The 19832-nt window shown below is 60.8% G+C and carries 19 protein-coding genes and 1 pseudogene; 10 read left to right on the forward strand and 10 right to left on the reverse strand.

All coding sequences use genetic code 11. The annotated features are described in order from the left end of the window. Position 1: 1 nt before the first annotated feature. From recF to NKH70_RS16555, 7 genes are all read right to left on the reverse strand, one after another. A complete protein-coding gene (gene recF, locus NKH70_RS16525; RefSeq protein ID WP_352715778.1) occupies positions 2-1150 on the reverse strand; it encodes a DNA replication/repair protein RecF in 1149 nt (382 codons plus the stop codon). A gap of 26 nt (positions 1151-1176) precedes the next feature. Further along, positions 1177-2295 carry a DNA polymerase III subunit beta gene (gene dnaN / locus NKH70_RS16530; protein ID WP_023676920.1) on the reverse strand — a complete coding sequence of 373 codons (1119 nt, stop codon included), beginning with the start codon at positions 2293-2295 and terminating at the stop codon, positions 1177-1179. A 199-nt stretch (positions 2296-2494) separates the two neighbouring features. Then, entirely contained in the window at positions 2495-4042 is a 1548-nt protein-coding gene (dnaA, locus tag NKH70_RS16535; protein ID WP_502908366.1) for a chromosomal replication initiator protein DnaA, read from the reverse strand. A gap of 839 nt (positions 4043-4881) precedes the next feature. After that, entirely contained in the window at positions 4882-5148 is a 267-nt protein-coding gene (rpsT, locus tag NKH70_RS16540) for a 30S ribosomal protein S20 (RefSeq protein WP_023676922.1), read from the reverse strand. 160 nt (positions 5149-5308) lie between these two features. Next, positions 5309-6082 (reverse strand): enoyl-CoA hydratase, encoded by a 774-nt coding sequence (locus tag NKH70_RS16545; protein WP_352914324.1) that lies wholly within the window; start codon positions 6080-6082, stop codon positions 5309-5311. A 27-nt stretch (positions 6083-6109) separates the two neighbouring features. Beyond that, entirely contained in the window at positions 6110-7000 is an 891-nt protein-coding gene (gene mutM, locus NKH70_RS16550) for a bifunctional DNA-formamidopyrimidine glycosylase/DNA-(apurinic or apyrimidinic site) lyase (RefSeq protein WP_352914322.1), read from the reverse strand. After that, on the reverse strand, positions 6993-8234 hold the full coding sequence (locus NKH70_RS16555; protein ID WP_352978687.1) for a phosphopentomutase: 1242 nt from the start codon (positions 8232-8234) through the stop codon (positions 6993-6995). The genes mutM and NKH70_RS16555 overlap by 8 nt, the downstream gene beginning before the upstream one ends. A gap of 154 nt (positions 8235-8388) precedes the next feature. Here NKH70_RS16555 and NKH70_RS35810 point away from each other — a divergent pair. Beyond that, a pseudogene (locus tag NKH70_RS35810) lies at positions 8389-8663 on the forward strand (phosphate/phosphite/phosphonate ABC transporter substrate-binding protein); the annotation flags it as partial. On the opposite strand, the gene NKH70_RS16560 reads toward NKH70_RS35810, so the two are convergent. The 3 genes from NKH70_RS16560 to NKH70_RS16570 form a co-directional block, all read right to left on the reverse strand. Further along, positions 8615-9235: a TadE/TadG family type IV pilus assembly protein gene (locus tag NKH70_RS16560; RefSeq protein ID WP_352914318.1), complete on the reverse strand. Its 621-nt coding sequence runs from the start codon at positions 9233-9235 to the stop codon at positions 8615-8617. The pseudogene NKH70_RS35810 and the gene NKH70_RS16560 overlap by 49 nt on opposite strands. Positions 9236-9265: 30 nt before the next feature. Next, positions 9266-9826, reverse strand: coding sequence for a TadE/TadG family type IV pilus assembly protein (locus tag NKH70_RS16565; RefSeq protein WP_352978689.1), 561 nt, complete (start codon positions 9824-9826; stop codon positions 9266-9268). A gap of 152 nt (positions 9827-9978) precedes the next feature. Beyond that, a complete protein-coding gene (locus NKH70_RS16570) occupies positions 9979-10401 on the reverse strand; it encodes a pilus assembly protein N-terminal domain-containing protein (protein WP_352715763.1) in 423 nt (140 codons plus the stop codon). Positions 10402-10747: 346 nt separating this feature from the next. On the opposite strand from NKH70_RS16570, the gene NKH70_RS16575 reads away from it, so the two are divergent. From NKH70_RS16575 to NKH70_RS16615, 9 genes are all read left to right on the forward strand, one after another. Then, positions 10748-10918: a Flp family type IVb pilin gene (locus tag NKH70_RS16575; RefSeq protein WP_023676929.1), complete on the forward strand. Its 171-nt coding sequence runs from the start codon at positions 10748-10750 to the stop codon at positions 10916-10918. 149 nt (positions 10919-11067) lie between these two features. Next, positions 11068-11586: an A24 family peptidase gene (locus tag NKH70_RS16580; RefSeq protein ID WP_353025648.1), complete on the forward strand. Its 519-nt coding sequence runs from the start codon at positions 11068-11070 to the stop codon at positions 11584-11586. A gap of 189 nt (positions 11587-11775) precedes the next feature. Then, positions 11776-12591: a Flp pilus assembly protein CpaB gene (gene cpaB / locus NKH70_RS16585; protein ID WP_023676931.1), complete on the forward strand. Its 816-nt coding sequence runs from the start codon at positions 11776-11778 to the stop codon at positions 12589-12591. Further along, a complete protein-coding gene (locus NKH70_RS16590; RefSeq protein WP_352715760.1) occupies positions 12588-14114 on the forward strand; it encodes a type II and III secretion system protein family protein in 1527 nt (508 codons plus the stop codon). Before cpaB ends, NKH70_RS16590 begins: the two co-directional genes overlap by 4 nt. A 14-nt stretch (positions 14115-14128) precedes the next feature. Then, the gene (locus NKH70_RS16595) at positions 14129-14863 is read left to right on the forward strand and encodes a CpaD family pilus assembly protein (RefSeq protein ID WP_352715757.1); all 735 of its coding nucleotides are present in this window, start codon (positions 14129-14131) and stop codon (positions 14861-14863) included. Positions 14864-14918: 55 nt separating this feature from the next. Further along, positions 14919-16202 (forward strand): CpaE/TadZ family protein, encoded by a 1284-nt coding sequence (locus tag NKH70_RS16600; RefSeq protein WP_352464866.1) that lies wholly within the window; start codon positions 14919-14921, stop codon positions 16200-16202. Between the two features lie 29 nt (positions 16203-16231). Then, entirely contained in the window at positions 16232-17740 is a 1509-nt protein-coding gene (locus NKH70_RS16605) for a TadA family conjugal transfer-associated ATPase (protein ID WP_352715754.1), read from the forward strand. Positions 17741-17769: 29 nt separating this feature from the next. Next, positions 17770-18783, forward strand: coding sequence for a type II secretion system F family protein (locus NKH70_RS16610; RefSeq protein ID WP_352715752.1), 1014 nt, complete (start codon positions 17770-17772; stop codon positions 18781-18783). A 9-nt stretch (positions 18784-18792) separates the two neighbouring features. Beyond that, positions 18793-19809, forward strand: a complete 1017-nt coding sequence (locus tag NKH70_RS16615) for a type II secretion system F family protein (RefSeq protein ID WP_352715749.1) — start codon at positions 18793-18795, stop codon at positions 19807-19809. Positions 19810-19832: the final 23 nt, after the last annotated feature.

The following is a 19832-nucleotide window of genomic DNA, read 5'->3' on the forward strand; positions in this document are numbered from 1 at the left end:
TTCAAATGGTCGGCCTGACTGTGCCGTGATCGACGGTCAGGAATTGCGCGCGTCCCTTGAGGCTGTCAAACAACGCGGCATCGGTCCCGGTCATGAAGGCCTGGCAGTTCAGTTCCTCCAGGATCGAGAACAAGGCCGCCCGTCGACCGCCGTCGAGATGGGCGGCAATCTCGTCGAGCAGCAGGATCGGCGTCATGCCCGATATTTCGCCGGTTAGCCGCGCATGTGACAAGACAATGCCGACCAGCAGCGCCTTCTGCTCGCCGGTCGAACAGAGCTCGGCCGGCATCGCCTTGGGCCGGTGGCGCACCACGAGGTCGGAACGGTGCGGGCCGTCGAGCGTGCGTCCGGCGGTGCGGTCGCGGTCGCGCCCCTGGGCAAGCGCGCGACGGAACCGTTCCTCTACGTCGACGGCCGGCAAAATACCGATTTCGCCTTCCAGTTCGCCCGAGATGCCGATATCGGCTTGCGGAAACGGTCCGTCGCCGGGCAGCCGGTCGATCATGGCGGCGAGCAGGCGCACCAGTTCGGCACGCGCCGCGGCAATTGCCACGCCAGTCTCGGCCATTTGCATCTCGATCGCATCGAACCAGGCACCGTCGCGCGAACCGTCGGCGAGCAGTCTGTTGCGGCCGCGCATTGCCTTTTCGTAGTCAAGCGCGCGCTGGCCGTGGCTGGGATCGATCGCCAGTACCAGCCGGTCGAGGAAGCGCCGACGATCGGCCGCCGGCCCGGGGAACAGGCCGTCCATGGCCGGTGTCAGCCAGACCACGCGCAGCCATTCCAGCATGTCTTCGGCTGAGCGTGCCGCCGCGCCGTTGATCCGCACCCGCCTGCCGCCTTCGCCGTCGCTGCCCGGTATCCCGGTACCGATCTCGACCTGGCCTTCCGGCCCGTCAAGCCGAGCATGCAGCGCAAAGCCACCGTCGCCGCCTTCGCGCGCCACCTCGGCATAGGGTGCGCGGCGCAGGCCGCGGCCTGGCGTGAGCAGCGAGATCGCTTCAAGCAGATTGGTCTTGCCGGCGCCATTGTCGCCGGAGAAAACCACAGCGCCGGGATCAAGGTCGATTGCCAACGCCGCATAGTTGCGGAAATTCGTAAGTGTGAGCTTACTTATGTAGGTCTGCTGCGGTTTTGCAGATCTGGTCACGACAGCAAGATGGCCCCGTTCGGGCCCTACACCCGCATCGGCATCAGCACGTAGAGCGCGGTCTCGTCGGCCATGTCGTGGATCAGCGTCGGGGAACCGGCATCCGCCAGCATGAACTTCGCCTCCGTGCCGGTCAGTTGCGCGGCAACGTCGAGCAGGTATTTGGCGTTGAAGCCGATTTCGATCGGATCGGACGAATAGTCGGCCGCCAGTTCCTCGGTGGCACTGCCCGAATCCGGGTTGTTGACCGCAAGCGTGACCTGCCCTTCGGCGATCGAAAGTTTCACCGCCCGGCCGCGTTCGGACGAAATGGTCGAAACGCGATCGACGGCAGCCGCGAAACTCTGACGATCGATAATCAGCTTCTTGTCGTTGCCGGTCGGAATGACGCGCTGGTAGTCCGGGAAAGTGCCGTCGATCAGCTTGGAGGTCAAGATGACGCTGCCGATGGTGAAACGGATCTTGGTGTCCGACAGCTCGGTGGTCACTGCAACATCGGGATCGTCGACCAGCTTTTGCAGCTCGCTGACCGTCTTTCGCGGGATGATGACGCCAGGCATGCCCTCAGAGCCTGCCGGCGCATCGATCTCGGCGCGCGCTAGCCGGTGGCCGTCGGTCGCGACCGAGCGCAGCTTCAGCTTGCCGCCGGCCTCGTGCGTGTGCAGATAGATGCCGTTCAGATAATAGCGCGTCTCCTCGGTCGAGATGGCGAACTGGGTCTTTTCGATGAGGCCCTTTAGTCCAACGGAATCGAGCCGGAAAATATGCGAGAACGACCCGGCTGAAAGCTCGGGAAAGTCGGACTGCGGCAGGCATTGCAGGCGGAAGCTCGAGCGCCCCGACGTCACCGTCATGGCGTTGCCGTCTTCGTCGGTCTTCAGCGCCACCTCCGCGCCGTCGGCAAGCTTGCGCACGATGTCGTAGAGCAGATGCGCCGGGACCGTCGTCGCCCCGCCACGTTCGACCTTTGCCGGCGTTGCTTCGGTCACCTCCAGGTCGAGGTCGGTCGCCTTCATTTCAAGGCTGGCCCCCTCGGCGCTGAGCAGCACGTTCGACAGGATCGGAATGGTGTTGCGCCGCTCGACCACGCGGTGAACATGGTTGAGCGACTTCAGGAGATTTGACCGTTCCAGGATAACACGCATGACGAAACAGGCTCGCTTGAATGAATGAACGGGTCTCCGGCAAGCGGCGCCCCGCGAAAGGTCTGAACAGGCTCAGAATCTGCGTAAACTGACAGGAAAAACCCGGCAAACGCAAGCCCGCGCCACCGGTTCGGGCCGGCTGCGCGGGCTTTCTGGGGATAAAAAGGCCGAAGTCCGCGAGCCGGGGTTTTTCGGGCCGTCAGGCCTGGTCGTTGATCAGCCTTCTCAGCAATTCGAGTTCCTGCGCCAGTGTGTTGTCGGCACCGGAAAGATCCTCGATCTTGCGCACCGCATGCAGCACGGTCGTATGGTCACGGCCGCCGAACCGCCGCCCGATCTCCGGCAGCGAGCGCGGCGTCATCACCTTCGACAGATACATGGCGACTTGCCGTGGCTTGACAATGGTGCGTGTGCGCCGGTTGGACAGAAGTTCGGTCTTCGACACGTTGTAGTGGCGCGCGACGATGCGCTGGATGTCCTCGATACGCACCCGCTTGGGCTCGCCCGAACGATAGATGTGGCCGAGGATCTCGTCGATGCGGTCGATGGTGATCTGCGGTTCGAAGGATTGGCGAAACAAAAGCTGGTTGAAGGCACCTTCGAGCTCGCGCCCGCTGCCGGTCACCGTGCGGGCGACGTGGTTGAGGATCTCTTCGGAAATATCGAGCGACGCATCGTCGAGCTTGGCGGTGGCCAGCCTGAGCTTGAGCATACCGATGCGCATGGCGAAATCCGGGGCTGACATTTCCAACGCGACGCCGCCATTGAGGCGCGAGCGGACGCGTGGCTCCAGCGACTCCAATTCCGACGGCGGCCGGTCGGCAGCGACCACCACTTGCTTGGCGCTGTCGAGCAGCATGTTGATCAAATGGCAGAATTCGTGCTGGATCGACTTGCCCTGCAGGAACTGCATGTCGTCGATGATGAGGAGGTCGATGTCGCGCAGCTGTTCTTTCAGCGTCAGTGCGTTGTTGTCACGGATCGCGGTGGCGAACCGCCACATGAAATACTCAGCCGTCAGATAGACGACCCGCGATTTCGGATTCTGCTTCAGCGATTCTGCGGCGATGGCCTGCAACAGATGCGTTTTGCCCAGCCCGACCGTCGCGTGAAGAAAGAGCGGATTGAAACGCACCGCGCTCGACTGCGATTCCGCGACCGCCTTGGCGGCGGCAAAAGCCACTCGGTTCGATGGTCCTTCGATGAAGGAGGTGAAAGTGTAGCGTGGATCGAGCGGCGAACCGAGCACATTGTGCCGGAACTCGGTCTCTGCCGGCATCCCCGGGCGGGGTGCCGGGACCCGTTCGACCCTGCTGGGGCTCGCCGTGCCGACAGAGAGCGCGGTTTGCGTCTGCCTGGTCATCTTGCGCGCCGGGGCCACTTCTGGCTCGACGCTGTTGCGGCCCTGGCGTGTGGCGGTACGAACGACGATCTCGATCTTGAGGATCTCCGGATCCTCGTGCTTCCACAACTCGGTGATGAGATCGAGATAGTGGCCGTTGATCCATGAACGCAGGAATGCGGTTGGCACCGAGATGCGAACAATGCCCTTGGAGGATTCAGCGACCTTCATGCGCCCGAACCAGCTCGAATAGACCTCGGTTCCCAGACGCGCCTTTAGCTGGGCCTTGACCCGATCGAACTTCTGTTCAGCTTCATTGGAAGCCGCCATGTCGTTCCTTCCGATTAACGTTCCAGGAAATGGGAGGTCGCCTGTAAGCTCCCTTTCGATGCCGCCGCTCTGCATGATCGAGTTCCTTGTCTCTTGTACCTGTTTTCCGCCGGGGATGCGCCTCCTGCATCCATGTTTCCGGCGACCGTGTCTTCGCTGCGACACCATCGCCGCCGCCGGCTGATGAATCGCCTCCTTGTCGGTCCGGCGCCGAAGAGCCGATCCGCTTTGGTCATGTCAGGGCAACAAAATGCCGTCCGGCGAAAAACCGCCGGCGCACCGTCGACCTGCCATGTACAATTACGCCAGTCCCCTACCGTATCGAAAAGACAAACCAACCCCGTCCGCGGAGTTGAATCCGCGCTGTAAACTCTGCCAATTTGAGCTGGCCGGTTTCAGGCTGGTCAAGGGCCAAGGGCCCGTCCCTTCGATGGACAGACATTACCGAAATCGCTGTGGATAGGGCAAGGCCACCCCTAACGGATTTTTAAGGAATCTGACTAGCAAGGGACGTTTCGAACGCCATGCTGCAACAGTTGATTTTGACAAAGCCATTGTGATTCAAACCCTTTTCCGGCGAATATGAAAAAGGCCACACAACGCGAAATTTTCTGAAATAATTCACTTGACAGCCAATTGTCGCCTATCGGCTGCAGCTGATGTGAACAAGCTGTGGATCACCATCGGTAAGCTTCTGAAAAGAAACGGTAATCTGTGACGCTCGGAAATTTTCGTATTGGCGGTTTCGGAGGCTCCGAATATGAGCGGGCATGTATATGCCGGCAAAGCATTTCGAACTTTGAAATGCTCGCGGAGCGCCGTTTTGCGGGCTTTCTTTTAAGTACTTGCCGGCAAACGAAAAAACCCGGCGCGATTGGCCGGGTTTGAAGAAGCGCAGTTCAGGAATGGATATATTAGGCTGACAGCACCTTGACCCGTTGGGCCAGCCGCGACACCTTGCGCGATGCCGTGTTCTTGTGCACCACGCCCTTGGTCGCGGCGCGCATCAATTCCGGCTCGGCCACCTTGAAGGCAGCCTGTGCGGCCGCCTTGTCGCCAGCCGCGAGCGCCTCTTCGACCTGGCGGATGTAGGTCCGGACGCGGGAGCGGCGGTTCTTGTTGATCGCTGCGCGACGGGCGATCTTGCGCGTTGCCTTTTTGGCCGAGGAGGTATTGGCCATGGTGCCTCTCTTCTGATCTGGTGGGCGCTTGCGGGATACCGCAGGGCGCAAAAAACAAACGGGCAGCCACAGGGCCGCCTCGGTTGGTGCGGCTTATAGTTCAGCTTTTCCGGCGCGTCAACGCTGCAGCGCTTTCTTTTTGACCGGCGCCTTCGTCATCTCATCGGTTCGTGAAATTCGGCTTCCGCTTGCCGGTGAAGGCCGCCATGCCTTCCTTCTGGTCATCCAGCGCAAACAGCGAATGAAACAGCCGGCGCTCGAACCGCAGACCCTCGGTGAGCGTCGTCTCATAGGCGCGGTTGATGGCCTCCTTTGCCATCATCACCGACGGCAAGGAAAAACTAGCAATCTTGGCCGCTGCCTTAAGCGCTTCCTCGATCAACTCGCCGGCTGGCACCACGCGCGAGACCAGGCCGGAACGCTCGGCCTCGGCTGCGTCCATCATCCGCCCCGTCAGGCACATATCCATCGCCTTCGACTTGCCGACGAAGCGGGTCAGGCGCTGCGATCCGCCCATGCCAGGCATGACGCCCAGCGTAATCTCGGGTTGGCCAAACTTGGCGGTGTCGGCGGCGATGATGAAATCGCACATCATCGCCAGTTCGCAGCCGCCGCCCAGCGCATAGCCCGCCACCGCCGCGATGATCGGCTTTCGTGCCCGCGTAAATTCTTCCCAGCCGACGAAGAAATCCTGCAGATAGGCATCCACGTAGGAGATCGACTGCATTTCCTTGATATCGGCACCTGCCGCGAAAGCCTTGTCCGAACCAGTGATGACCATGGCGCCGATGTCTGCATTTGCGCCCATGCTGTTCACCGACGCGACCAGTTCCGCCAGCACTTGTGAATTCAGCGCATTGAGCGCCTGCGGCCGGTTCAACGTAATCAGCCCGACCTTGCCGCGGGTTTCGACGATGATGGTTTCGTAGCCCATGCTTTGCTCCTCCTCCTCGCTTCTGGTTCAAGCCTGACAGGTCCGGCAGTGGAAAGTCGAGCGACCGCTTTGCACGATACGCTCGATGTGGCCGCGACAACCAGGCTTGGAGCAGGCTTCCCCCTCGCGATCGTAAACCGCGAAGGAATGCTGGAAGTAGCCCAGCGATCCATCGGTCTGCATATAATCGCGCAACGACGAGCCGCCGGCGGCGATCGCATCGGCGACGACCGAGCGGATTGCTTCGGCCAGGCTTTCGCTCTGCTCTTTGGCTTTCTTGCCGGCTCTCGCGAGGGTGCCCGCTTCGCGCAGCGGCGACAGGCCGGCCCGCCAAAGCGCTTCCGAGACGTAGATATTGCCTAGCCCGGCGATCAGCCGTTGGTCCAGAAGTGCCGCTTTCAGCGGTGACTTGCGACCTTTCAGCAACGAAGCGAGCAGCGCGCCGTCCAGTGCATTGCCCGTAGGCTCGACGCCTAATCCCGCCAGCATCGGATGCATGTCGGGCTCGCCTTCCGAAAACAGCATAAACCCGAAGCGGCGCGGGTCGTTGAAGATCACGCGAGAGCGGACGCCGGCAGGTGATACGATTTCGAAGACGACGTGATCGTGAGCGGTGTTTTTCGAACGTTCGTAGTGGAACGCGCCGGGCGTTGCGCTCTCGTCGGCCGTTTCGATGCGAAACGACCCCGACATGCCGAGATGGCAGATCAGAACCGGGCCGTTGTCCACGTGCATCGTCAGATATTTGGCACGGCGGCCGAGCGCCGCAATCGTCTTGCCGGTCAGCCGCTCCGAAAATCTCTCGGGGAACGGAAACCGCAAGTCCGGCCGGCGTGCCTCGACACCGACAATGCGGGCACCTTCAAGGGCCGGCTGCAGACCGCGCCTGACTGTCTCGACCTCCGGTAGCTCAGGCATGGCCACCTATCGCGGCATGGAAGGAGGTGCCGTGACGGCCGCGCGCCAGCCCGAGATGTTCGGCCACGGTTTCGCCGATGTCGGCAAATGTTGTCCTCAGTCCGACGTCTGCGCCTTTGAAACCCGGCCGTGTCCCGATAACCGGAATACGCTCGCGCGTGTGGTCGGTGCCGCGCCACGTCGGATCGTTGCCGTGATCGGCGGTCAAAATGAGCAGATCGCCTGGCCTCAGCCGTGCGAATGCCTCGGGCAGGCGCCGGTCGAAAGCTTCGAGTGCGGCGGCATACCCCGCAACGTCGCGCCGATGCCCGAACTCGGTGTCGAAGTCGACAAAGTTCGCGAAGACGAGGTCGCCGTCGCGGGCGTCTTCCATGGCACCAAGCGCTTTGTCGAACATCGCCATGTTGCCGGCAGCCTTGCGGACTTCCGAGATCCCCCGATGGGCGAAAATGTCGCCGATCTTGCCGACCGCGATAACCCGGCTGCCGCGCGCCGTCAGCCGGTCGAGCAGCGTCGGTTCCGGCGGCGGTACGGCATAGTCGCGACGATTATGCGTTCGCTCGAACGTAGCGGCGATTTCACCGATAAACGGCCGTGCGATGACGCGGCCGATATTCAGCGGATCGACGAGCCTGCGCACCACTTTGCAGAACTCGTAAAGCCGTTCCAGGCCGAAATGGACCTCATGCGCGGCGATCTGCAGGACGGAGTCGATCGAGGTGTAGCAGATCGGTTTGCTGGTGCGAATATGGTCTTCGCCGAACCGTTCGATGATCTCGGTGCCCGGAGCATGGCAATTGCCGAGGATGCCGGGCACCTTCCCTTCACGCACCATTGCTTCGGTCAACTCGGCCGGAAAGGCGGGAATCGTGTCCGGGAAGTAACCCCAGTCGAAACGGACCGGCAGGCCGGCTATCTCCCAATGGCCCGATGGCGTGTCCTTGCCGCTCGAAACCTCTTGGGCCGCGCCGTGAAAGGCGGCGGCAAGCGGGGCACTGCCGCCATTCTCGAACCTGAAACCCGTCGCCGTTGCCGCGGCCTGGCCGAGGCCGAGCGCGAGCATGTTTGGTACGAGAAGGGGTCCGTCACGCAGGCCTTCGCGATCGGCGCGGCCTTCCGCGCAGGCCCGCGCGATGTGTGCGAACGTGTTGGAGCCGGTGTCGCCATAGCGTTCGGCATCGGCCGCGCCGCCGATGCCGAAAGAGTCAAGGACAAAAAGGAAGGCGCGTGCCATTAAAAGGTTCATCATTGCCTGTGTGTTGGCTCAGACATAGGGTTCCGCGCCGCCATTGGCAATTCGGAAACCCAAACAGCACGGCTTGGCGTGCTGGTCCGAGAGAGACGAATCGCGGCATGGTCGATCTGCCGATGGAAATGCGCGGCGTGGAGCCGTCCGCAGCGATCTGGACCCCGAAGCCAAGCGCCGGCTCACCGTGTTTCTCACCAATCTCAGATCAACCGCGCCGGACATTTACGATCTTCTGGAGCAGAGACACTCCGGCGGGTTCGCCGTTGCCGGTCCGAGGGACTATGTGCTGGCTGCGGCCATCGTGCGCCTAGTCTCGGCCCGCGGTCGCAAGCATTAGCAACAGCCCGGTTGGCGGGCTTCAGGCGTCAGCAATCGCTACACGGAATGGTCGGGCTCCGGCGCGGCCGCAGATAATAAGTTTCCGCCATCGATATCGAATTGAAGACCGAACTCAACCCGAACCGGCTTTGGCCGTCCGCCGACCAGGTGATGATTGGCTTGTAGGCGAGATCGCTTTCGACCCGAATGAGGAAAGTGCCTTTGATCTTGAGCGCGCTCGGGACCGTTGTGGTGGAATCCTTGACGGCGTCGACGCTAGAGACACCATCGACCACTTTGCGCGACCACACGACCAGGACTTTCGGCGTCGTCTCGTTCGTCACCTGTATCGCCGTGATAATGATCTTCGGTTTCGAGCGGTTGTAGGGCTGAAGCGTGGAACTGCCGATCGCCATGATGGCATCGACATCGGCCGCCTTGATGGTCTGCTGCTGCGTGACGAGGTCCGCTACCATGCTGCCGATGCGGCTGACCTTCTTGCTGGTCTCGATGGCTTGCGAGGCCTCCATTGTCATAAAGTACATGATCAACAGGACAGGCACGATGAGGGCAAACTCGACAGCCGCAATACCGCGGCGGTCCGAGCAAAGCCGGACTACTCTTGTACAAATCCCTGCGATGCCCAGCTGTGCCCCCGCACGAATCATGGCTTTGCCCTTTTCAAGCGACTACGTGGTTCAGTTGTCGAACGGCTCGTTCTGCCAAGTGATCGAAGCAAAATGCAGCGTTTTGCCGTCCTTCAGGTTGGCCATCGATTTGGCCATGAAGTCGGTCATCACCGGCCATTTGTAAAAAACCCGCAGCATGTTTCTCGACTCCGCCAGGCCAGGTGCGACGGTGAAGGTCTGTGTGCTCGTGCCCTTGGTCAGCACGACATCGCCATCCTGGATCTTGAAACCGGCCAGCGCCGCATCGGCGAAGGTCGGATATTCGCGCAAATCCACCAGCAATCCGGGACAGGTGCTGGCAACCATGATCTCCAATTTTGTGCAGATCATGTCCCGCAGCTTGGTCCCGGACACATCGGCCGGTCTTAGTTGGCCGGTACGCAGTTGGCGCGCGATGTCGTCTGTGGCGTTTGCCATCACCTCCTGTGCGGCAAAAGAAATGCAGCTCTCCAGGATGGCGAAGACAAGAAGCGCGAAAGGAATTGCAAGCATGGCGAATTCGATCGCCGTGCTTCCGCGTCGGTCGCCCAAAAACCGTCCGGGAAAACCTGCTCGTCGTGCCTTGCTCATGTTCTCTACACGCCGATGCCGCTTCTGTATCGGTCCCACCCTTAGTCGGAACCGATTGAAGTCCGGTTGGAATGACCGTTAAATTCAACGGGAAGGCCTTAACCCGGCGATAACCGAAGCACGTTCCCGCCAAAGGCGGAGACGTCGGCTAGCTAATGCCCGGCGCTCATTTCGGCTTCAGAGGCCTTCTCGGCATCGCTCTTATACGAGCTTTCGCAATATGGCGCGCAGGACATGGTCTGTACTTCGGAACGCCGATAGATGCGCACCGACGACGCTGCCTGGCGCACGACGGTTATTTGCTCATCGACGATCGGGTTGCCCTCCTGGTCGAGGACGACGAGATTGGTGACACCAAATCCCTTGCCGGTCAGTACGATCGTCGATGCGTCCTGCACGGAGGCGTCGGCGATCGCCGGATTGCCGACGACAATCGTATCGGCGGCGCGCGACAATTTGATAATCTTTGCCTGGTTCATCGTCACCTCGATGCCGGCGCCGGCCTTGGCTGGAACGGCGAAAGCCGCTGCGGCAAAAAGCACGGCAACTGGAAATGATGATCTCGGCCCGGCCATTGAGGCGCTCCCCTGGCAAACTGTTCAACAGAACATGAACGAGATTGGTGAACCAACCGTTAAGCGGCTGGAGTTCAGGATTAAGCCGGAACCGGTATTTGGGCTCAGCCGGCACGGCTGGAACGTCTTTGCCGAATTGCGCCTTTTGCGCCCTTTTGTCAGCCCGTGGGCCCAGCGGCGGGTATTTTAGTTCTGGGTTAACCACGCAATGTCGTCGAAGCGGGAAAGGAATCGGTAAGCCTGTTTATTAAGCCGATTGAAACAGCTTCTCCTTAGATTTGCAGCATCCGATCAACCACCAAGAGAAGTTGACGGAAGTGCTGTAACAATTGGAGTAGGAGCTCGAATGTCTAACCTCATCGCACGTTTTGTGAAGGACGAATCCGGCGCGACCGCTATCGAATACGGTCTGATCGCCGCTCTTATCGCACTCGCCATCATGGTCGGCGCCGGCCAGCTCGGCAACTCGCTGAACGCCAAGTTCACCGCCATCTCCACTAAGGTGAACGGTAGCTGACCGTAACAGGTTCGGTTGTTCTCAAATAAGGGCCGCCGCATTGGCGGCCCTTATTTAGTCCCGGCGTGATTTGAAATTTAGGCCTCGTCAATCATTAATCGAATAGGACTAGGCTGGGGGCCAGATGCAATTTGGTCATAGGCGCGCTGATGCTTGAAGCCGTGATCTTCGTCGTGTTTCCGTTCTGCATGCTTTTTGCCGCGATCTCGGACATGCTTTCGATGACGATCGCCAATCGCGTGCCGGTGTTGCTTGTGGTTGTCTTCGCCTTGGTTGCACCTTTGACCGGCATGGACTGGGCCACCTATGGCTGGCATTTCGCCGCCGCCGGCCTGGTTCTCGCGGTGACGTTCGGCCTGTTCGCGCTGGGCGGCATGGGCGGCGGCGACGCCAAGCTTCTGGCCGCCACTGCCATGTGGATGGGACTGAACATCCATCTCATCGAGTACCTCGTCGCCTCGACATTCATCGGCGGCCTGCTGACGCTAGCCATCCTCGCCTATCGAAAATCGCCGCTTGCCGCCGTCACACGCCACAATCCGTTCCTGCGCCATTTCGCCGATGAGGCGACCGGCGTTCCGTACGGCATCGCGCTTGGCATTGGCGGTCTGCTCACCTATTCCGACTCGCCGTTGATGGCCTGGGCACTTACCAGGCTGGCGGGCTGAATTTCGCTTTATGCCGTTGGCGCCGAGCAGGCGAGTTGGCCACGTTTTCCTTCGGGCCGGGCCTGTCGCTCTAATTTATGTAAACGTTAAATTAATCACGATCGTAAGTATAACATTAACCTTGTTTTGACGATTGCCGCTGCAAAGTCCGGCTTGGCTACGTGGTTTGCCAAGGCGAGGTTCGGACAGATGCCAGCATCCCGATTGATTATTCTGAGCGTGGCGATAGCCGCGGCCGGTGGTGCAGGCTATGTCGCGAAGAACATGGTCGTGGCTCCGCCGCCTCCGGTTGTCGATTCCGGTCCTCAGGCGCCGGCGATCGCGCTGCAGGATGTGCTGGTCCTTTCCGGCGACGTTCCGATGGGCAGTCCGCTTGAAAACAACATTTCCTGGGAGTCATGGCCGTCCGCCGGCATCAACGCAAATTTCATCACCCGCGCCGCCGAGCCTGAAGCGCTGGACAAGCTGAAGGGCGCCGTCGCCCGCGTGGCGCTGTACGCCGGCGAGCCGCTGCGGCGCTCGAAGCTGATCGGTGAAGGGCAAAGCTTCATGTCGTCGATCCTGCCCTCCGGCATGCGGGCCGTCGCCACAAGCATCTCGGCGGACACCTCGGCCGGCGGCTTTATTCTTCCCAACGATTTCGTCGACGTCATCATGACCCGCAGAGCCGATCCCGCCAATGGCGGTGGTCCGGGCTTCACGACCGAAACTATCCTGAAGAACATTCGCGTCCTGGCGATCGACCAGACCATTCAGGAGGACGAGGAAGGCAAGAAGACCAGGGTTGGCCAGACCGCCACCCTGGAACTGACGCCGCAGCAGTCCGAGATCATCACCGTCGCACAGCAGATGGCGGATCGCCTGACTCTGGCGCTGCGCTCGATCAAGGACAGTCAGGACAAGAATGTGGGCGAAGCCGACTACCTGGTTTCCGGCAATGGCCGGCGCGGAACGGTGCGGTTGATCAAGTCGGGCGAAGTTTCCGAAGTGGGGGCAAGGAAATGAGTCTAAAAACCAAACTGCCGCTCACGCTGGCTGCGGCGATCGGCCTGTTTCTCCTTGGAACGAATGCATATGGCATCCTCGATGCCAGTGCGGCGAACAATGCCAGGGTCACGGCTTCGACTGCCACCCAGCGGGTCAAGCTCGGGCTCAACAAATCGGTGGTCATCGACCTGCCGAGCGATGCCTATGATATTCTCGTCGCCAACCCCGCTGTAGCCGACGCGGTGACCCGCACCGCCCGGCGTATCTATCTGTTCGGAAAGGCGGTCGGCGAGACCAACATCTTCGTCTTTGGCCCGAATGGCGAGCAGATCGTCAGCCTCGACCTGGCGGTCGAACGTGATGTCGCCGGGCTGGAGGATTATATCAAGCGCTTCATCCCGTCATCGGAGGTCAAGGTCGAGTTGCTGAACGACAACGTCGTTCTGACCGGGACCGTGGACACTCCTCTGGACGCCAAGCGCGCGGCCGATCTGGCAACCATTTTCGTGTCCGGCGGCGAGGCGACCACGGGTCAATATTCGCAGACCGCTGCCGGCGGTTCGGCTGAAGCCGGCGTCGCGATCGATAACCCGGATGCCGAGCGCCGCGTCAGCAAGATCGTCAACCTGCTGCAGATTATCGGCGACGACCAGGTGACGCTGAAGGTGACGGTCGCGGAAGTCAGCCGCTCGGTGATGAAGCAGCTCGGCGTCAACATGGTCGGCAACGGCAGCAGCAACGGCATTAGTTGGGGCGCGGTAAGCGACAATTTCACTGGTTTGGGCAAGTCGCTGTCGAACTCGGGCCTCTCTATCGGCAGCTCGACGCTGCAGGCCTACATCAATGCCATGGAACAGTCCGGCGTCATGAAAACCCTCGCCGAACCAACATTGACGGCCGTATCTGGCGAGAAGGCGACCTTCAAGGTTGGCGGCGAATACAACATGGTGACCAGCGTTTCCCAAGCCGTATCCAACGATAACCAGACCGGTCTGAAGACGTATTCGGTCGAGAAGATCGAATACGGCATTGGCCTGGAATTCCAGCCGGTGGTGCTGTCTCCCGGCCGCATCAGCCTGAAAGTCAGAACCTCGGTCTCCGAGCCGACAACGGAGGGGTCTGTGTCTTTGTCCGAAGGCGTAACAAGCCCGGGCATGAATGCCCTGTCGCTCCGCAAGCGCTTGGCCGACACAACAGTGGAACTGCCTTCGGGCGGCTCGATGATGATTGCCGGCCTTGTCCGCGACGATCTCAGGCAAGCCGTCAACGGCTTGCCTGGTCTGACAAAGATTCCAGTGCTTGGCGCGCTGTTCCGCAGCAGGGATTTCGTCCGCAACGAGACCGAGCTCGTCATCATCATTACGCCCTATCTGGTGAAGCCGGTGGCGCGCAACGATCTTGCCAAGCCGGATGACAATTTCAACGCCGCCAGCGATGGCGCCGGCATTTTCCTTGGCCGCGTCAACCGTGTCTACGGCACCATGCAGACCGACAAGCCCAACGGCCGCTATCACGGCGTTGTCGGCTTCATCTACAAGTAAGCGGGGAAGTGGACATGTCTCAGTCAGTATCGAAGGCAAGGGCGGTCACCGCGATACAGTCCGTCCATTCGCGAATCTGGCGGCCGGCCGTTCCCATCATGGCGATCGCGGTGGCGGCATTGCTGGCCGGCTGCGCCAATCGCGACAGCGTCACGGTGGGTGCCATACCTGACGATTATCGCACCACCCATCCGATCGTCATCGCCGAGAAGATCCAGAAGATCGACCTTCCGGTCGGCGCCGGCGACCGCGGCATGACCAGGTCCCAGCGCGACACGCTCCTGGGCTTTCTGGACGGGTACGACAGGAGCGCAGCTCCGGTACTGACGATCGAGATTCCGAGTGGCTCGGCCAACGAAATCGCAGCGGCCGCGGCCGGCCGCGATTTCGCCAGGCTAGCCATAGCGAGCGGCATCAGCCGGAAGCGGATCGCCATGCGATCCTATCAGTCTGTTTCGGCCGAAGCGTCCGCACCGGTCCGTGTTGCCTACGTCTCGGTTAAGGCTCAGACGGATAGATGCGGGCGCTGGCCCGAAGACCTGCTGCAGACTTCGGAAAACAAGCACTATGCCGATTTCGGCTGTTCGTATCAGAACAACCTGGCTGCCCAGATGGCCAATCCGGCCGATCTGATCGGGCCACGCAAGCCGACGCCGATCGACGCGGAAAATCGCGGCGCGGTGATCGACGTCTATCGTGACAGAGGTATTTCGGACGAATTCCTCGGCAATTCGGAAGTCGAATATTAACGAGTGTTGAGGCTCAACAAACCCTAAGCCGCGCAAGTCACGGAAAGTGATGACAATGAGCAATCTTGCCTATGACACAGAGGTACCGGGCGGCGAAACCTCGGAGCAGGATATTGCCGCGATGCAGGCGTTGCGGCCGATCCCGCGCATTTCGATCCAGGCATTTTGCGAGACCGAAGGCGTAGCCAATCCGGTCGAGCGCGCCGGCGAGGATCGCCGCATGGCCAAGGCACATTTGAAGGTGCATATGGGGGGCATCCCCACCGCCATCGAATTCTATCAGTCTGCGCCGACACCGAACCTGATCCTGCTTGAATCGCGCAGCGAGCCGAAGCTGTTGCTGGAACAACTCGCCCAGCTTTCCGAGCATTGTGATCCGACCTCCAAGGTGGTGGTTGTCGGCCACTACAACGATGTCGGCCTGTACCGCGAACTCATCCGTTCGGGCATTTCCGAATATGTCATCGCGCCCGTATCGATGGCCGACATCGTCAGCGTGGTGTCTTCGATCTTCGTCGATCCGGAAGCTGAGCCGATCGGCCGCTCGATTGCCTTCATCGGCGCCAAGGGCGGCGTCGGCTCCTCGACCATTGCCCATAATGTGGCCTGGGCCATGTCGTCCCTTTTCAAATCCGAAGTGGTTGTCGCCGATCTCGACCTCGCTTTCGGAACGGCCAATATCAATTTCGACCAGGATCCGGCGCAAGGCATTGCCGAGGCGGTCTTCTCGCCGGAACGCGTCGACGAGGTCTATCTCGACCGGCTGCTCGCCCAATGCGCCGAGCACCTGTCGCTGCTTGCGGCACCTTCGACCCTGGAGCGGGTCTACGATTTCGATCCTGACGCCTTCACCCAGCTTATCGACATAGCCCAGCGTAGCGCGCCGCTCCTCGTGCTCGATGTTCCCCACGTGTGGGCCGGCTGGACCAAGAACACGCTGGTCAAGGCCGACGAGATCGTCATCACGGCGACGCCCGAACTGGCCAATCTGCGAAACACAAAGAACCTGGTCGACATGCTGAAGCGGCTTCGTCCGAACGATCCTGCGCCAAAGCTTGTAATCAACCAGGCCGGTGTGCCGAAACGTCCCGAGATTACGCCGTCCGACTTCTCCGAATCGCTCGGCCTTTCGCCGATGTCGATCATCCCGTTCGAGCCGCTTTTGTTCGGAAATGCTGCCAACAATGGACGTATGCTCGGTGAAATGGATGCCAAGAGTCCGGTCGTCGCCATGATCAACGAGATCGCCCATGTGCTGACAGGGCGCAGCGAAATCAAGGTGAAGAAAAAGGCTGGGCTCGGCAACCTGATCGGCAAGCTTTCGCGCAACAAGAAGTGATGCCTCAGCGGTGGAATTGGTAAGCGATCATGTTTGGTAAAAGAGGCAGCGACGACGGCAACCGGACCATTCCGGAATTCCGTCAGCCAGCACCCGCACCTGCTGCGCCGGCGGCCGCGAACCCTGTGGAAGCTGCTGTCACTGCCAGGCCGGCGGCGCTGCCGCCATCCGGCGCGCCTGCCGCGCCGGCGGTTCGCCGTGCGGTCGAGCCGCCGCCATTGGCCCCGGAGCCGAAAACTATCCAGCGCCAAAAGAGCGAAACCTACTACGACACCAAAAGCCAGGTCTTCGCCGCACTCATCGATACGATCGATCTGTCGCAGCTCGCCAAGCTCGATCCCGAAAGCGCGCGCGAGGAAATCCGCGACATTGTCAACGACATCATCGCGATCAAGAATTTCGCGATGTCCATCGCTGAGCAGGAAGAGCTTCTCGAGGATATCTGCAACGACGTTTTGGGCTACGGGCCGCTGGAGCCACTGCTTGCTCGCGACGATATTGCCGACATCATGGTCAATGGCTCCAAGAACGTCTACATCGAAGTCAACGGCAAGGTCGAGCAGACCGGCATCCGTTTCCGCGACAACCAGCAGCTCCTCAACATCTGCCAGCGTATCGTCAGCCAAGTCGGCCGCCGCGTCGATGAATCAAGCCCGATCTGCGATGCGCGTCTTCCTGATGGCTCCCGTGTCAACGTCATCGCACCGCCCCTGGCTATCGACGGCACCGCACTTACCATCCGCAAGTTCAAGAAGGACAAGCTGACGCTCGACCAGCTGGTCAAGTTCGGCTCGATTTCGCCGCAAGGGGCCGAGATTCTCAAGATCATCGGCCGTGTCCGCTGCAACATTGTCATCTCGGGCGGTACCGGCTCAGGCAAGACGACGCTGCTCAATTGTCTGACCAACTATATCGACCGCGAGGAACGCGTCATCACCTGCGAGGACTCAGCTGAGCTGCAATTGCAGCAGCCACATGTGGTGCGTCTCGAAACCCGTCCGCCCAACCTCGAAGGCGAGGGCGAAGTGACCATGCGCGACCTGGTCAAGAACTGTCTGCGCATGCGCCCCGAACGTATTATCGTCGGCGAAGTGCGCGGACCCGAAGTGTTCGACCTGCTGCAGGCGATGAACACCGGCCATGACGGCTCGATGGGAACGATCCACTCGAACAGCCCGCGCGAATGCCTCAACCGTATAGAGTCGATGATCGCCATGGGCGGCTACACGCTGCCGCAAAAAACCGTGCGCGAAATCGTCGTCGGCTCCGTCGACGTGATCATACAGGCTGCACGCCTGCGCGACGGATCGCGGCGCATCACCCACATCACCGAGGTGATCGGCATGGAGGGTGACGTCATCATCACCCAGGACATCGTTCTCTATAACATCAAGGGCGAGGACGCGAACGGCAGGCTGCTGGGCGAGCACGTGTCGACTGGCATCGGCCGTCCGCATTTCTGGGAGCGCGCCCGCTATTACGGCGAGGAGCAGCGCCTCGCCGTTGCGCTAGAGGCAATGGAGAAACGCGCTGACTGATCCGTCTGGAAGCCTGGGGGCCAGGGTCGATGTTCGGAATTGACGGCACCGCATTGGCATTCGTCGTGCTCGCCGGCTTCAGCGCCGGCGCTGTGGCCTATGCTTTCCTGTTCAACCGGATCAGCACCGAGAAGCAGGTCGGCAAGCGGCTTGAATCGATCAAGACCGCCGAGACGGATCGTTCCGTCGTCAAGGCTTCGCGCGATCGCGTGGCGGAAGCGGCCAAGCGTCGCAAGTCCGTCCAGGATTCGCTGAAGGATCTCGATCAAAAGCAAAAGTCCAATCAGAGCCTGGTCAAGAAACCACCGCTGAAGATCCAAATCCGTCAGGCCGGCATGAAGATCTCGCTTGAGCGCTTCTATGTCTACTCGGCGGTCTGCGGCATCGTCTTGACGGCTCTTGTCTATTTCATCGGCGCACCGTTGCTGGTCTTGCCGGCTGCGCTGCTGGTCGGCGTTTTGGGTCTCCCCCGCTGGTTCGTCTCGTTTCGCCGCGCGCACCGCGTCAAGGCGTTCCTCAACGAATTTCCGAACGCGCTCGATATCATCGTGCGTGCGGTAAAATCCGGCCTGCCGCTGAACGATGCCGTGCGCCTGATCGCCAACGAATCCCCCGAACCGGTCAAGACCGAGTTCCGCCGCATAGTCGATTCGCAGCAAATGGGTTTGTCGATCCCCGACGCGGCCATGCGCATGCCCGAAACGATGCCGTGCACCGAGGCGAGCTTCTTCGGCATCGTCATCCAGATCCAGTCTCAGGCCGGCGGCAATCTTTCCGAAGCGCTGGGCAATCTTTCGCGTGTACTTCGCGACCGCAAGAAAATGAAAGCCAAGGTCCAGGCGTTGTCCATGGAAGCCAAGGCATCCGCCGTGATCATCGGCGCGTTGCCTTTCGTCGTCGCCTTTCTCGTCTATTTGACGAGCCCGAACTACATCATGCCCCTCTTCGTCACCAGCACCGGCCATCTGATCCTCGGTTGTTCCGGCATCTGGATGTCGATGGGCGTCCTGGTAATGCGCAAGATGATGAACTTCGAAGTCTAGGACTCGCGTATGACCGATCACGTCATCAGAACTCTCACCGACCCGTCCCTGCTGATCGCACTGCTGGTCGGCATCGCGGTGTTTGCGACCGTCTTCACGCTGCTGCCCGCCTTTGGCGGGAACCAGCTCAAGGCGCGCATGAAATCCGTAGCGCTGGAGCGCGATGAGCTGCGCGCCAAGCAGCGCGCGCGACTGGCAGTCGAAGCCGACCGCCGCCGCAAGGGCCTGCGCGAAGAACAGTCGGTCGGCATGCGCAATATTGTCGATCGCCTGGATCTCAGGCGTGCGCTGGCGGATGAAGGTACCTTGCAGAAATTGAAAGTGGCGGGTTTTCGCGGGCAAAATCCGCTGACGCGCTTCCTTTTCTTCCGTCTCGTCCTGCCCTTCATAGGCTTTGCATTGGCGGCGATGTATCTGTTCGTGCTCGGAGGATTGCCGGAGCAGCCGATTTTCGTGAAGCTGTTCGTGTGCATCGTGGTTGCCTATGCGGGGTTCTACGCACCGGTGCTCTACGTCAACAACCGCGCTACCAAGCGCAAGCAGTCGATCCAGATGGCGTGGCCGGACGCGCTCGACCTGTTGCTGATATGCGTCGAGTCCGGCATGTCGGTGGAAGCAGCGCTTCGCAAGGTCGCCGATGAGATCGGCGCGCAATCGGTGGCATTGGCGGAAGAATTCATCCTGACCAACGCCGAACTTTCCTATCTCCAGGAGCGCAAGCAGGCCTACGAGAACCTTGCAAGCCGAACCGGCCTGGAATCCGTCAGGTCGGTGTCCCAGGCGTTGGTTCAGGCTGAGCGCTACGGTACGCCCGTGGCGCATGCGTTGCGCGTGCTTGCCAGTGAGAGCCGCGACATGCGCATGAATGCCGCCGAGAAGAAGGCGGCCGCGCTGCCGCCGAAGCTCACCGTGCCGATGATCCTGTTCTTCCTGCCGGTACTGTTCGCCATCATTCTGGGTCCCGCCGGCATCCAGGTGAGCCAGCGCGGCATCTTTGGCGACCAGCCGAAATCCAGCAGCGAGTAGCGCCAGCCGCGTCGCCACAAAGC

The organism is Mesorhizobium sp. M0991 (assembly GCF_040318915.1).
Lineage (GTDB): Bacteria > Pseudomonadota > Alphaproteobacteria > Rhizobiales > Rhizobiaceae > Mesorhizobium.